Here is a 14,076-nt window from a genome sequence, read left to right as displayed (position 1 = left end):
GCCTTCAACATGGCCGCGGAGCCGCCGAACGGGCCCGGACGTCGCACGTGGAAGTGTGTCGCGGGTTCCGGCGCCTCAACCCTTGCGCCGCGCCCGTGGATGGGCCGCGTCGTAGACCTTGGCCAGGTGCTGGAAATCCAGGTGCGTATAGATCTGGGTCGTGGCGATGTCAGCGTGACCGAGCAGTTCCTGCACGGCGCGCAGGTCGCCGGAGGATTCGAGCATGTGGCTGGCGAAGGTGTGCCTGAGCAGGTGCGGATGCACGTGCTTGGCGAAACCCTGCGCCATTGCCAGCGTCTTGAGCCGCGCCTGCACCGTGCGCGGGCTGATCGGCGCGCCCGCGCGGCCGCGGAACACCGGCGCGCCCGGTGTCATGCCCTCGGCGTGACCCAGCGCGCGCAGCGCGGCGACGGCGTGGCTGCCGACCGGCACGATGCGGGTCTTGGCGCCCTTGCCGAGCACGCGCACCTCGCCCTCGTCCAGGCTGAGGTCGCCCCAACGCAGGCCGCAGAGCTCCGACAGGCGCAACCCGGAGGAGTAGAACAGCTCCAGCATGGCGCGGTCGCGCAGCGCCAGCGCGCCTTCGCCGGGGTTCTCCACCAGCGCGCCGGCCTCGTCCACGTCCAGCACCTGTGGCAGCTTGCGGTGGACTTTCGGACCACGCACGCCGGCGGCAGGGTCGTGCGTGAGCAGGCCCTCGCGGGTCAGCTGGCGGAACAGGCTGCGACAGGAGGAGAGCAATCGCTGCAGGCTCTTCGGCGACAGGCCAGCGCGATGCTGGGTGGCCACGAACGCACGCATGCGGTGTGCGCCCAGGTCGGCGAAATCGCCGATGCCTTGCGCGTCCATCCAGCCCAGCAGCTTGTCCAGGTCGCGCCGGTAAGCCGCGACCGTGTGCGCGGAGGCCTGGCGCTCGCCGGCCAGCCGGCCGAGCCAGGCCTCGACCTGCCCGCGCGACGTGGCGCTCAGGCCAGCTCCTGCGAACGGGTCAGCGCGGCAGCGACGGTGGCGGCGAGCATCTTCAGGAACAGCGTGCCCATGCCTGGCTGGAAGTGGTTCGGGTCGGCGCTGCCCAAGGCAAGCAGGCCCAACTCGCCCAGCGGCATCACCGCCGCCGAGTGCACCTCGGGCGCGTGGTCGCCGAACAGGCGGTACAGGCGCTCGGCGGACAGGCGCCCGACCAGCGGCTCGTGGTTGCCCTGGAAACCGGCGAACTCGGTCAACGCGGCGCGGCCGCCTGGTTCGAGCACCAGCCATTCGGCCTGCGGCAGGCCGTAGGTCTGCCCGAACAGCACCAGCCGCACCTGCTCAATACGGAAATCGCTGGCCAGCCGGCTGATCACGCTGCGCGCCGCCAGCGAGGGCGTGGCCGCACGCAGCATGGTCACGTTGAGTTCGTGCACGCGTTGCATCAGCCGCTCGTTTTCCGCGGCGATCGTGATCAGCTCGGCCAGGCGGCGCTCGAGCTCGGCGTTCTTCTCGCGCAACTGCTGAAGCTGGTACATCGCCAGCGACGCGACCGGACCCTCGCTTCGCGGCAGCGTCAGCTGCGCGGCGAGGTCCGGGTAATCGGCCAGGAAGTGCGGATGGCGCTTGAGGTAAGCGGCGACCGCGGTGGCGCCGGGGATCTCGTCGAGCAGGGTGTCGGGCATGGAACGACCTAAGGAAACGTCAGGCGGCGGATCGGCCTGCCCCGAGTGTGCGACGCGCGCGCCTGCGCATCAATCGCCAATGCAGGTTTGAGCGAACCTCCGCGCGTGGGGCGGGCTTCCGCCCCACCGTTGCCGCACCTCGTGGTGGCCTGGCGCCCAGCCTACGCCGCGTCCGGCGACCACTCGCCCTCGAAGGCGAATGCCGCGGGCCCGGTCATCCACAGCGTGTGGCCGGGACCGGCCCAGTCGATCTGCAGGCGTCCGCCGGGCAGGTCGACCTGGACGCTTTCGTCCACCTGGCCACGCCGTCGCAGCACCGCCACGGCGGCGCACGCGCCGGTGCCGCAGGCCTGCGTCCAGCCGCTGCCGCGCTCGTGCACGCGCAGGCGCAGGTGGCCGCGGCTCAGGATCTGCACGAAGCCGGCGTTGGCGCCCGCGGGAAAGCGCGGGTGGCTGGTGAGCTGTGGACCCAGCCCTGCGAGGGAGGGATCGGCCAGGTCCTCGACGGCGACCACCACGTGCGGATTACCCATCGATACGGCGCCAACCTGCACGGAATCTTCGCCGAGCGAAAGCGAATAGACCTCGGCCGAACCTTCCGCCGCAAACGGGATGCGCTCCGGCTCGAACTCCGGCTCGCCCATGTCCACCGTCACGCGGTGGGCATCCAGTACGCGCACGCCGACCGGCCCGGAGGGACTCTCGATGCGCACGGGCGTGTCCAGCGTCAGCGCACCGGCGCGATGCAGCCACGCCGCCACGCAGCGCACGCCGTTGCCGCACTGGCCCGAGGGGCTGCCATCGGCGTTCCAGATGCCGTAGTAGAACGCGCAGGACGGGTCGCGCGCGGCTTCCACGCTGAGCAGCTGGTCGCAGCCGATCCCAGTGTGGCGGTCGGCCAGCGCGCGGATCTGCGCCGGCGCGAGCGCGAGCGGGACATCACGCGCATCGACCACGACGAAGTCGTTGCCGATGCCGTGCATCTTGGAAAAACGCATCACGGTCCGTCGGGCAGCGGCGCGCTCGTGGCCGGCGCCGGCACCGAGGCGTCCGGCGCCACCGTGTTGGATTGCCCCGGCGGCAGCACCAGCGGGCCCTTGTTGCCGCAACCGGCGAGCAGGCCCGCGACGACCAACAGGGCGGTGCAGAGGATGAATCGGCGCATCGGGCTTCCTCGACGGGGCGGCGGCTATGATGCGCGCATCATAACGTCGCGGATTGCCTTCGATGGATTGGGCCACGCTGTTGCAGCTGCCAAGTACCCTGCTGTGGATCCTCGCCGCGCTGGCGCTGCTGTTCGCGCTGGTGCAACTGGTGGCGCTGGGCCGCCGGCTGCGCGCACGCCGGCCGTTCGCGGCGATCCTGCGCACGGTGTTCCTGCTGGTGGGGCTGGGCCTGGCGCTGCTGCTGGCCGGCGCCGGATGGAGCCTGCGCGGCTACCGACTGCTCGGCGAGGAAGCGCCCGTGGTGACGGTCGACGCGCGCATCCTTTCGCCGCAACGCTGGGCGCTCACGCTGACCTGGCCCGACGGACAGCATCGCGACGTGGCCCTGGCCGGCGATGCCTGGCGGATCGAGGCGCTGGTGCTCAAGTGGAAGCTGCCGGCCGTGCTTGCCGGAATGCCGCCGCTGTATCGCCTGGATCGACTCTCGGGCCGCTACGACGACCCGGCGGAGGAGATGAGCCAGATGCGCACGGTGGTCGACTTCCGCGACGCAGGCGAAGGCGACCTGGTCACCCTGGCCCGCGCCCATCCCGACTGGCTGCCGATGGTCGATACCGTCTACGGCAGCGGCATCTACCTGCCGCTGGTCGACGGCGGTCATTACACGGTGAGCCTGATGCGCACCGGCGCGCTGGTGGCGCGGCCCGACGACGAAACGGCCGACCGGATCGCGCATCCGCTCTGAGGTGATGCTTCGACCCGGCCTGCGCGTGGCGCGAACGGCATCGTTCCAGACGAAGCAGCCCACGCGCAGGCGCAAAGCGCCGAAGCCGGAAGGTCCCGTAACGTCGGGCAGCGCTCAGGAAACCGCGACGCTCTTCTCGTAGCGCCAGGCGTCGGCGCCATCCTCGTAGTAAGCCGCGTAACGACCGATCCGCCGATAGCCGGCGCGCTCGTACATCGCCATGGCGGAGGTATTGTCCACGCGCACTTCCAGCCGCACCGCGCGGCAGCCGCCCGCACGGGCGGCCTCTTCGGCGGCGGCCAGCAGGCGTGCGCCGATGCCGCGCCCGCGCGCTTGTGGCGCGGTGGCGATCGAATACAGCCGCGCTCGCGTGCTGCCCTCGCGGAAGAACACCAGCGCGCTGCCGAGCAGGCCTTCGCCCGGCACGTCGGCGACGAGCACGGCCGCGCGCGGGCTGGCGAGATGGCGGCGGTACTGCGCGCGGCTCATGCGGTCGCCGCTGAAGGCGCGAAGTTCCAGCGCCACCAGGGCGTCGAGGTCTGCCGGCGTGGCGCGACGCACGGGAACCGGCAGGGCGTGGGCGGGCGCTAGCGTCATGACGCAAGTCTACGCAGAATCACCCGGCGGACTTCAGCCCAGCCGGCGTCGCGATTTACCGACGGCGACGGCACGCTGAACCGATGCGCGCACCACCGTTGCGCACCGCCGCGCCTATGCCCACACTTCGCCACTTGCGCCCTGCCGCCCCGTTCCGTGGCGCGACGGCATCCCCTTTTGCGTGTAACGAGGTGCCATGACCCGCCTGGTGATCGTCGTCGAGAAAGCCTCCGACTGGAGCGCCTACTACCCTTCCGTGGACGTCATGAGCGCAATGGACTACCTGCGCGAACCAGTCGGCGGCGACGACGAACGCACCCACGTGATCAACCTGTGCCGCAGCTACAAGTACCTGGGCACCGGCTACTACGTCTCGCTGCTGGCCGAGGCGCGCGGGCACAAGGTGCTGCCCTCGGTGCGCACCATCAACGACCTGCGCCGCCGCTCGCTGTACGGCCTGGACATCGAGGACCTCAACAGCAAGCTCACCCACTTCCTGCCTGCCGGCGGTCGCGATACCACCGACTTCGGCATCCTGGTGTATTTCGGCGAGACCGCCTACCCGGCGCTGCAGGACCTGGCCCGGCAGTTGTTCGAGATGTTCCCCTGCCCGCTGTTGCGCATCGAGTTCGAGCGCGAGCGCGTGTGGCAGGTCGCCTCGATCAAGCCGGTCGGCCTGCACACGCTGGACGACGCGCAGGAGGACGCCTTCGCGGCGGAGCTGGACCGCTTCTCGCGCAAGCTCTGGCGCAAGCCGCGCACGCGCAAGCTGTACCGCTACGACATCGCGATGCTGGTCGATCCCGACGAGGCGATGCCGCCGTCGAACAAAAAGGCGCTCAAGACCTTCATCGCCGCGGGCAAGGAACTGGGCATCGAGGTCGACCCGATCGGCAAGATCGACTATCCGCGCCTGGCCGAATACGACGGCCTGTTCATCCGCGAGACCACGGCGAGCGACAACCACACCTACCGCTTCGCCCACCGCGCGGAGAAGGAAGGCATGGTGGTGATCGACGATCCAACCTCGATCCTGCGCTGCACCAACAAGATATTCCTCAACGACCTGATGGTCTCGCGCAAGCTCGCCGTGCCGCGCACGGAGATCCTCTACCGCGACAACGCCAAGGCGTGGAAGGACACCGCCGCCAAGCTCGGCTTCCCGCTGGTTCTGAAGATTCCCGACGGCTCGTTCTCGCGCGGCGTGGTCAAGGTGGAGAACGCCGAGGCGCTGGAGAAGGCGGCGGGCGAGCTGTTCTCGCACAGCGCGCTGCTGCTGGCGCAGGAATTCGTCTATACCGAGTTCGACTGGCGCATCGGCGTGCTCAACCGCGAGCCGCTCTACGCCTGCAAGTACTACATGTCGCGCGGCCACTGGCAGATCTACAACCACGGCGCCAAGGGCACCGCCAAGTCCGGCGGCTTCGAGACCGTGGCGGTGCGCGATGCACCGGCCGAAGTCGTCAAGCTGGCGCTCAAGGCGACCCAGGCGGTCGGCGATGGGCTGTACGGCGTCGACCTCAAGCAGGTCGGCAGCAAGCCGGTGGTGATCGAGGTCAACGACAATCCGTCGATCGACGCCGGCGTGGAGGACGCCTACCTGGGCGTGGACCTGTACCGGCGCATCATGCAGGAGTTCCTGCGGCGCATGGAGCACAAGCGCCTGGGCATCGGCCGGTAGCTCCTACAGGGCGCTGATTGCCGGCGTGCGCTCGCCCAGCAGCAGCGCCGGCACCTGCGATGCGGGCAACGGCGGCACGAACAGGAAACCCTGGCCGATCTCGCAGCCGGCCTCGCGCAGCCACGCGGCCTGCGCCTCGGTTTCGATGCCTTCGGCCACGGTGGTCAGCCGCAGTTTGCGCGCCAGCGCGATGATCGCCTCGGTGATGTCGCGGTCGGCCGGGTTGCGCTCGGCGCCCTGCACGAAACTCTGGTCGATCTTGATCGTCTGCGTCGGCAACTGGCGCAGGTGGCTCAGGCTCGAGAAGCCGGTGCCGAAATCGTCGATCGCCATGCGGAAACCCAGCGCTTCGAGCTGGCGCAACTGGCGCAGCGTGTGCTCGGCGTTCTTCATCGCCGCCGACTCGGTGATCTCGAACTCGATCAGGCTCGGGTGCAGGCCGAACTCGCGCAGCGTACCGAGCAGCCCGGCGACGAAATGGCCGTCCTGGATCTCCTGCAATGACACGTTGATCGCCACCGGGACCAGCGGCAACCCGCGGGCACGCCACTGCGCCAGCTGGCGCGCGACCTGGCGCAATACCACGCGACCGAGCTGGCCGATCAGCCCGCTGCCTTCGGCCAGGGACACGAAGTGATTGGGCAGCAACAGGCCGCGCTCGGGATGCGGCCAGCGCACCAGCGCCTCCAGGCCGACCACGCGCCGGCTGTCCAGCGCTACCTTCGGCTGGTAGTGGACGACGAGCTCCTCGCGCTGCAGCGCCTCGCGCAGCTCGGCCGAAAGCAGCAGCCGGTCGCGCGCCTGTTCGCTCATGCACGGCTGGTAGAAGCAGTAACCGGCCTTGCCATGCTCCTTCGCGCTGTACATCGCCAGGTCCGCGTGGCGCAGCAGGCTGGCGGCGTCCTCGCCATCGCGCGGGAACATCGCCACGCCGATGCTGGGCGTGGCGCTCACGGCGTGGCCGGCGACCGTCACCGGCCGGCTGACCAGGCTCAGGATCTTCTGGCAGATCGCGCTCAGGTTCTGCTCGCTGCGGTAGCGCTCGAGCACCACCACGAACTCGTCGCCGCCAAAGCGCGCCACGGTGTCGCGGCTGCGCACGCTCGCGCGCAGGGCGTCGGCGACCGAGCGCAGGAACTCGTCACCCACCTCGTGGCCGAGCGTGTCGTTGATCGACTTGAAGCCGTCCAGGTCGACGAACATCACCGCCACCTCGAAACGCTCCTCGCGCGCCAGCGGCAGCAGCCGGTCGAGCAGGTCGAGCACGTTGGCGCGGTTGGGCAGCGCGGTTAGTTCGTCGTGGTAGGCCAGCCAGCTCAGCGCGTCGCGGGCCTGGCCCAGTTCGCGCGAGATGGCCTCGGTGTGTCGCTGCAACTGCCGGTGCGCCAGGCTCACGCCCAGCGTAAGCAACAGCAGCAGGCCCGACACCAGGCTGACCGCCAGCCCCAGGCCCAGGCCATGGAGGCCGGTGCGCGCCTGCAGGCTCACCGCGCCGGGCGCGAACTGCATCGCGATCATGCCCAGGTAATGCACCCCGGTGGCGGTGCCGCCCAGCATCAGCGCGGACAGCATGCGCAACCACCAGCGGCGACGCCGGTCGCTGCGCCAGATGACGCTGTGCAGAGCGATCGCGGCGATCGAGCCGATGACCGCGAACAACAACGAGGCGATGGTCCATGGCGCGCGCCAGGCGATCACCGGCTGCATGTCGAGCGCCCCCACGCCCAGGTAATGCATGGCCGTCATGCCCACGCCCATGGCGCAACCGGCGAGAACCGCGCCGCGCCGGGTCGGATGCCGGGCCAGCAACCACAGCGTGGCGCCGGTGGCCAACACCACCGGCACGGCCGACAACGTGGTCTGCTGGCTGTCGTAGCCGAGCGGGATCGGCACCTGCAGCGCCAGCATGCCGATGAAGTGCATGGCCCACACGCCCGAGCCCATCGCCAGTGCGCCGAACGTGGTCCACAGCACGGCGCCCGGCTCGCGCGAGCGCGCGATGCGACCGACGACGCTGAATGCGACATAGGCATCGAGCGCCGCCAGCGCGAGCGACAGCAACACCAGCCACGGGTTGTAACTGACCGCCATCATGCCCGGGTTGCCGGCCCCCTGCCGGACGCCAGCGCGTCGCGAAATCGATCGCGCGTTGTAGCACAACGGACACGTCGGGGGCGGCATTCGCCTGCCCCTCGGCCGAAGCTTCAGACGCCTGGCAGGGCCAGGGCCAGTCGCCGCAGGCGCAGGCCGGCCAGCACGCACAGCGGTGCGAGCAGCAGCCAGAACAGTGGCGCCCAGCCGAGCGCATCGGTATGCGCGGGCATGGGTGTCAGCGCGAGCAGGAAGGTACCGAACAACACCCACAGGCCGGCACCGGCGGCCAGCTGGAACGTGAACGCCTGGGATCGGGAAACGGGCATGGTCGGGGCTCCGGAAGGGACACGGAAACCATGCTGGGCGGCTTCCATCTCAGCGGCTGCGACGGACCCCGCGCGCGCCTAGAATGCGCGCACCAACCGCCTTGGGACCGCCCATGCCGCACGGCACCGACCTTCCCGCACGCTATGCGGTGTTTGGCCACCCGATCAGCCATTCCCTGTCGCCGACGATCCACCGGCTGTTCGGCGAGCAATGCGACATCACGCTCGAGTACACCGCGATCGACGTGGCGCCCGAAGCGTTTGCCGATACCGTGCGCCGCTTCCTGGCTCACGCCCATGGCGCCAACGTCACCCTGCCGCACAAGGCCGCGGCCTTCGCTCTGGCCGACGAGCACAGTGCGGCGGCGAGCCGTGCCGGCAGCGCAAACGTGCTGACCCGACTTGCGGACGGCCGCCTGGCAGCGCACAACACCGACGGTGCCGGCCTGGTGCGCGACCTCACCGGCCGCCAGCAGTGCGCGCTGGAGGGCCGCCGCGTGCTGCTGCTCGGCGCCGGCGGTGCGGCGCGCGGCGTAGCGTGGGAGTTGCTCGACGCCGGCGTGGAGGAGCTGACCATCGTCAACCGCACGCCGGATACCGCCTCGGCGCTCGCCGTTGCGCTGGGCGTGACGCGGGCACGCGCGCGCTACTGGCAGGACCTTGATGAACTGGGCAGCTTCGACCTGATCGTGCATGCCACCTCGGCCGGCGTGCTCGGCCAGCCGCTGGCGCTCCCGACGAGCCTGGCCACTGCGCAGACGGTCGGCTACGACCTGTCCTACGGCAGCGGCGCGCAGAGTTTCCTGGCCTGGGCCAGGGCCGCCGGCGCCAGGGCCGCGTGCGACGGACTGGGCATGCTGGTGGAGCAGGCCGCCGACGCCTTCGCGCTGTGGCACGGCCGCCGCCCGGAGACCGATCCGGTATACGCGCACCTGCGCGCAACGCTGGCCTGAGGTCCACGCACCGCAAGCACGACCATTGGTAGGAGCGCCCTTGGACGCTGCTATCGGGAAGGCAAACCCGCCGCGTCACGGGGCCGCTCCGCACCTCCTGCAGCCGGCAACGCGTTGGGCCGGCAACGTCCCGAAAGAGCGATGACCGGATGCGCGCGAGTCACGGCATTGCAACCTGCCCTCGCTACCGTGCGCCAGCCGCCCCTGCGCGGAGCCACTGGCGATCCTTCGCATGTCCGTTTCCTTCGCGCCCGTCCGCCGCTCCTGGCTGGCCGTCGGCGCCCTGCTCCTGCTGCCGGGCGCGTTGGGCCTGCTCCGGCACCCACCGGTCCGTCCCCTGTCCGACGACGACGCGAGCGGTCGCGGCATCCTGCTGGCGCTGGCGCAGACCGCCGAGCGTGAACACCATCTGCTGGCCCCGGCCGGCAGCAACGCCTACGAGTTCTACTTGAGCGTGCTTGGCCTGGAGCCGGAGGATGCGGCGACCCGCGAGGCCCTGCAGCGGCTGTTTCCCGCGGCCACGAAGGTCGTCGAGCAGACGATCGACCGTGGCGAGCTGGACGAGGCCGAGCGCGAATTGCGCCTGCTGCGCGACTTCGATGCCGACAACTACCTGCTGGCGCTGCTGGCAGGCAAACTCACCGCGCAGCGCCACCTGGAAGTGCGCCGGCACGAGGCGCGCGCGGCGATCCTGCAGGCACGACTGGCGCGACAGGCCGCTCAGCCGGCCAGGTAGTTGTCCTTCAAGCGCATGTAGTGTTCGGCCGAGTAGTGCAACTGCTCGACCTGGCTGTCGCTGAGCACGCGCACGCACTTGGCCGGGTTGCCGAGCCACAGTTCGCGCTCGCCCACGACCTTGCCCGGCGGGACCACCGCGCCGGCGCCGACGAAGCCGTGCTTCCTGACCACCGCGCCGTCGAGCACGGTCGCGTGCATGCCGATCAGGCAGTAGTCCTCCAGGGTGCAGGCATGCACCACCGCGGCGTGGCCGACCGTCACGCCCTCGCCGATCAGGCAGGGGAAGCCCGGGCCGTAGGGGCCTTCATGGCTGACATGCACGATGGTGCCGTCCTGGATGTTGGTGCGCGCCCCGACGCGGATGTAATGCACGTCGCCGCGCAGCACCACGCCCGGCCACACCGATACGTCATCGCCCAACACCACGTCGCCGATCACGCTGGCGGCGGGATCGACGTACACGCGCTGGCCCAGGGTGGGCGCGATGCCCTTGTAGATACGCAGATTGTTCATCCGCCCGATTGTAAGTGAGCACACACCGGCGGTGCCGCGCGGCTTGAATTCGCCCAGTCCGGTCGCCACGCTGGAACGATCCCAAGGAGCCTTTCATGGACCAGACCAACCCGTTGCTCGCCGACCAGCCGCTTCCCGCCTTTTCGCAGATCAAGCCCGAGCACGTGGAACCGGCGGTCGACGCCATCCTGGCCGATTACCGCGCCGGCATCGACGCGCTGACCGGACCGGAGGCGCCGAAGGATTTCGCCACGGTGATGCTGACCCAGGAGCGGCTGGAGCAGCGTCTGGCGCACGCCTGGGCGCCGGTCGGGCACCTGCATGCGGTCGCCGACAGCGAGGCGTTGCGCGCGGTGTACGGGCCGGCCGAGGAAAAGCTCACCGACCACGCCATCGAGCTGGGCCAGAACCGCGCGCTGTATGCGGCGGTGCAGGCGTTGGCCGATGCGCCCACGTTCGCCTCGCTGCCGCGGCCCGAGCGCGCGCTGGTCGAGCACGCGCTGCGCGATTTCAGGCTTTCCGGCGTCGCGCTGGAGGAACCGGCGCGCTCGCGCTACCGCGAGATCGGCGTGACGCTCTCGCGCCTGTCCACCGAATTCGCCAACGCGGTGCTCGACGCCACCGAGGCCTGGCAGGAACACGTCACCGACGAGCGTGATCTCGAAGGCCTGCCCGAGTCCTCGCGCGCGGTGCTGCGCCGCTATGCCGCCGAACAGGAACTGGACGGCTTCCTGGTCACCCTCAAGCAGCCCAGCGTGCAGGCCGTGCTCACCTACGCCGACAACCGCTCGCTGCGCGAGCGCGTGTACTGGGCCTACCAGACCCGTGCATCCGACCAGGGCCCGGACGCGGGCAAGTTCGACAACGGCGAGCGGATCGATGAGATCATGAAGCTGCGCCACGAGGCTGCGCAGCTGCTCGGCTTCGCCAACGCCGCGGAGGAGTCGCTGGCCACCAAGATGGCCGGCTCGCCCGCCGAGGTGCTGGACTTCCTGCATGACCTGGCCGCGCGCGCGCGGCCGGTGGCGCAAGCGGAGCTGGACGAGTTGCGCGTCTGGGCCCAGGCGGAACTGGACCTGGACAATCTGGAACCCTGGGACATCGCCTACGTTTCGGAAAAGCTGCGCCAGCAGCGCTACGCGCTGGACGAGGAGCAACTCAAACCCTACTTCCCGCTGCCGGCGGTGATCGACGGACTGTTCGCCCTTACCGGCAAGCTCTACGGCATCACGCTCAGCTCGCGCGACGACGTCGACGTATGGCATCCGGACGTGCGCTACTACGACGTGCGCGACGCCGACGGCCGGGTGTTTGCCGGCGCCTACGTCGACCTTTACGCGCGCAACGGCAAGCGCGGCGGCGCCTGGATGGACGTCTGCCGCGCGCGCTTCGACGATGCCGCCGCGCACCAGTTGCCGATCGCCTTCCTGACCTGCAACTTCGCGCCGCCCACCGAAGGCAAGCCGGCGCTGCTCAAGCACGACGACGTGCTGACGCTGTTCCACGAGTTCGGCCACGGCTTGCACCACTTGCTCACCGAGATCGCCCTGCCCTCGATCGGCGGTATCGACGGCGTGGAGTGGGATGCGGTCGAGTTGCCCAGCCAGTTCATGGAGAACTTCGGCTGGAACCGCGAGGCGCTGGACATGTTCGCGCGCCACTGGCAGACCGGCGAGGCGCTGCCGGGGGAGCTCTACGAGCGCATGCTCGCCGCGCGGCACTACCACGCCGGCCTGTTCCTGGTGCGCCAGCTGGAGTTCGCGCTGTTCGATTTCCTCTTGCACCTGGAATACGACCCGGCGCGCGGCGCGCGCACGATGGAGGTGCTGGAGGAAGTGCGCCATCAGGTCGCGGTGCTGCATCCGCCGGCCTGGCAGCGCTTCCCGCATGCCTTCACGCACATCTTCTCGGGCGGCTACGCGGCCGGCTACTACAGCTACCTGTGGGCCGAGCTGCTCTCGGCCGATGCTTTCGGCGCGTTCGAGGCACTCACCGAACACGGCGGCAGCGTGATCGACCGCGCCACCGGCGAGCGCTTCCGCCGCGAAGTCCTCGCCGTCGGCGCCAGCCGCCCCGCGCTGGAAAGCTTCGTCGCTTTCCGCGGCCGCAAGCCCGAGCCGGAGGCGCTGCTGCGCAGCCACGGCTTGACCTGATCGAAGGCGCCCGCGCGCTTCATCCCCTGTGAATGCCCCGCCCGCGACCCTAGGGGCGGGCTCCGCAGAAGGAAACCGGAATGGGCTTTCTGGGTTGGATGGCTGCCGCCGGCGTGCTGTTGCTGGGCATGTCGCTGGCTGCCGGCTGGATCCGCCCGCTGCCGCTCTCGCAATTCGCGCTGTACCTGGCCGTCGGCGTAGCGATCGGTCCCTGGGGACTGCACCTGCTGGACATCGACTTCCTGGTCGACGGGCGCTGGTTGCTGCGGTTGACCGAAGTGGCGCTGATCATCTCGCTGTTCTCCGGTGGCTTGAAGCTGCGCGTGCCCTGGCGCGCGCGGCCATGGCAGGTGGCACGCCGGCTGGCGTTCCCCGGGATGGCGCTGTCCATCGGCGGCACCGCGCTGGCGGCGCATGCGTTGCTGGGGCTCGACTGGCCGCTGGCGCTGTTGCTGGCAGCGATGCTGGCGCCGACCGATCCGGTGCTGGCGAGCACGCTGGCGGTCGACAGCGCAGCCGACCATGACGGCCTGCGCTTCGCCCTGTCGGGCGAGGCCGGCATGAACGACGGCAGCGCGATGCCGTTTTTGCTGCTCGGGCTGGCCTGGCTGCATGGCGCGTTGTCATGGGATGCGCTCGGCCATTGGGCGCTGGTCGAACTGCTGTGGGGCGTGGGCGCAGGCATCGCGGTCGGCTTTGGCGCCGGCTGGCTGGTCGGCAAAGTCAGCACGCACCTGGTGACCATGGCGCGCGACCCGGGCCCCGGGGCGTTGCTCACCGCCGGGTTGATCGCCGTGACCTATGCCGCCGCCGAAGCCATCGGCGCGCTCGGCTTCCTGGCGGTGTTCGCCGCCGGCGTGGGCATGCGCAAGCTCGAAATCGGCGTGATGCAGGAGCATCCCCACCCGAGCGTGCCACAGGCGCGCGACATGACCCGCACGCCGCCGGCGGAGTTCGTCGTGCGCCCCGCGCTGGCCGGCGGACCGGACCGCGACGAGCCGGTTGAGGCGGTCGGCCACGTGGTCGCCGAGGCGCTCACCTTCGGCGGCGTGATGGAGCACTTGCTGGGACCGTTGCTGGTGTTGCTGCTCGGTATCGCGCTGGCCCGGCATTGGGAGCCGCAGGCGGTGCTGCTCGCCGGCGTGTTGTTCCTGCTCATCCGGCCGCTCGCCACCTGGGTCACCACCATCGGCATGGGACTCAACTGGCGTCGCCGGCTGTTGCTCGGCTGGCTGGGCATCCGCGGCATCGGCGGGCTGAACTACCTGGCCTATGCACTGACGCATGGCCTGGACGGCCAGGCCGCGCGACTGGTCGCAGGCGTGGTGTTGACCACCATCACCCTGAGCGTGGTCGTGCACGGCTTCAGCGCGCAGCCGTTGCTGGCCTGGCGCCGCCGGCGCATCGCGCGCCATCAGCGCAAGGCGGCCGCGCGCCGATAGCCCTGCCCGGCGCTTC

The 14,076-nt window shown here is 70.1% G+C and carries 14 protein-coding genes; 6 read left to right on the top strand and 8 right to left on the bottom strand.

Going from position 1 to position 14,076, the window contains the following annotated elements; translation table 11 throughout:
• Positions 1-75: 75 nt before the first annotated feature.
• The 4 genes from xerC to lptM all read right to left on the bottom strand — a co-directional run bounded on the left by xerC (position 76) and on the right by lptM (position 2,817).
• Positions 76-969 carry a tyrosine recombinase XerC gene (gene xerC, locus ACFWZ4_RS07985; RefSeq protein WP_439704280.1) on the bottom strand — a complete coding sequence of 298 codons (894 nt, stop codon included), beginning with the start codon at positions 967-969 and terminating at the stop codon, positions 76-78.
• Complete coding sequence (locus ACFWZ4_RS07980) at positions 966-1,652, bottom strand: DUF484 family protein (protein ID WP_439704189.1); 687 nt, start codon at positions 1,650-1,652, stop codon at positions 966-968. Before ACFWZ4_RS07980 ends, xerC begins: the two co-directional genes overlap by 4 nt.
• 161 nt (positions 1,653-1,813) lie before the next feature.
• Positions 1,814-2,650: a diaminopimelate epimerase gene (gene dapF, locus ACFWZ4_RS07975; RefSeq protein WP_439704188.1), complete on the bottom strand. Its 837-nt coding sequence runs from the start codon at positions 2,648-2,650 to the stop codon at positions 1,814-1,816.
• Entirely contained in the window at positions 2,650-2,817 is a 168-nt protein-coding gene (gene lptM, locus ACFWZ4_RS07970; RefSeq protein ID WP_439704187.1) for an LPS translocon maturation chaperone LptM, read from the bottom strand. The genes dapF and lptM overlap by 1 nt, the downstream gene beginning before the upstream one ends.
• Positions 2,818-2,879: 62 nt before the next feature.
• On the opposite strand from lptM, the gene ACFWZ4_RS07965 reads away from it, so the two are divergent.
• Positions 2,880-3,563, top strand: a complete 684-nt coding sequence (locus ACFWZ4_RS07965; protein WP_439704186.1) for a hypothetical protein — start codon at positions 2,880-2,882, stop codon at positions 3,561-3,563.
• A gap of 114 nt (positions 3,564-3,677) precedes the next feature.
• On the opposite strand, the gene ACFWZ4_RS07960 is transcribed toward ACFWZ4_RS07965, so the two are convergent.
• Positions 3,678-4,160, bottom strand: coding sequence for a GNAT family N-acetyltransferase (locus ACFWZ4_RS07960; protein WP_439704185.1), 483 nt, complete (start codon positions 4,158-4,160; stop codon positions 3,678-3,680).
• Positions 4,161-4,356: 196 nt separating this feature from the next.
• Here ACFWZ4_RS07960 and ACFWZ4_RS07955 point away from each other — a divergent pair, with 196 nt between their 5' ends.
• Complete coding sequence (locus ACFWZ4_RS07955; RefSeq protein WP_439704184.1) at positions 4,357-5,841, top strand: RimK family protein; 1,485 nt, start codon at positions 4,357-4,359, stop codon at positions 5,839-5,841.
• A gap of 3 nt (positions 5,842-5,844) precedes the next feature.
• On the opposite strand, the gene ACFWZ4_RS07950 is transcribed toward ACFWZ4_RS07955, so the two are convergent.
• The gene (locus tag ACFWZ4_RS07950) at positions 5,845-7,935 is read right to left on the bottom strand and encodes a putative bifunctional diguanylate cyclase/phosphodiesterase (protein WP_439704183.1); all 2,091 of its coding nucleotides are present in this window, start codon (positions 7,933-7,935) and stop codon (positions 5,845-5,847) included.
• A gap of 110 nt (positions 7,936-8,045) precedes the next feature.
• Complete coding sequence (locus ACFWZ4_RS07945) at positions 8,046-8,261, bottom strand: hypothetical protein (protein ID WP_439704182.1); 216 nt, start codon at positions 8,259-8,261, stop codon at positions 8,046-8,048.
• 113 nt (positions 8,262-8,374) lie between these two features.
• Between ACFWZ4_RS07945 and aroE the strand changes: the two genes are divergently transcribed.
• Positions 8,375-9,214: a shikimate dehydrogenase gene (gene aroE / locus ACFWZ4_RS07940; RefSeq protein ID WP_439704181.1), complete on the top strand. Its 840-nt coding sequence runs from the start codon at positions 8,375-8,377 to the stop codon at positions 9,212-9,214.
• Between the two features lie 232 nt (positions 9,215-9,446).
• Positions 9,447-9,950, top strand: coding sequence for an energy transducer TonB (locus ACFWZ4_RS07935; protein WP_439704180.1), 504 nt, complete (start codon positions 9,447-9,449; stop codon positions 9,948-9,950).
• Here the strand turns inward: ACFWZ4_RS07935 and ACFWZ4_RS07930 are convergent.
• Complete coding sequence (locus ACFWZ4_RS07930; protein WP_439704179.1) at positions 9,935-10,465, bottom strand: gamma carbonic anhydrase family protein; 531 nt, start codon at positions 10,463-10,465, stop codon at positions 9,935-9,937. The two genes, ACFWZ4_RS07935 and ACFWZ4_RS07930, sit on opposite strands and share 16 nt — an antisense overlap.
• Positions 10,466-10,560: 95 nt before the next feature.
• Between ACFWZ4_RS07930 and ACFWZ4_RS07925 the strand changes: the two genes are divergently transcribed.
• Complete coding sequence (locus tag ACFWZ4_RS07925; protein WP_439704178.1) at positions 10,561-12,618, top strand: M3 family metallopeptidase; 2,058 nt, start codon at positions 10,561-10,563, stop codon at positions 12,616-12,618.
• A gap of 80 nt (positions 12,619-12,698) precedes the next feature.
• On the top strand, positions 12,699-14,060 hold the full coding sequence (locus ACFWZ4_RS07920; RefSeq protein ID WP_439704177.1) for a cation:proton antiporter: 1,362 nt from the start codon (positions 12,699-12,701) through the stop codon (positions 14,058-14,060).
• The last annotated feature ends 16 nt before the right edge of the window (positions 14,061-14,076 follow it).

Source organism: Frateuria sp. GZRe12, from assembly GCF_051900535.1.
GTDB lineage: Bacteria > Pseudomonadota > Gammaproteobacteria > Xanthomonadales > Rhodanobacteraceae > Frateuria_A.
This window is presented reverse-complemented; position numbering and strand designations above follow the sequence as displayed.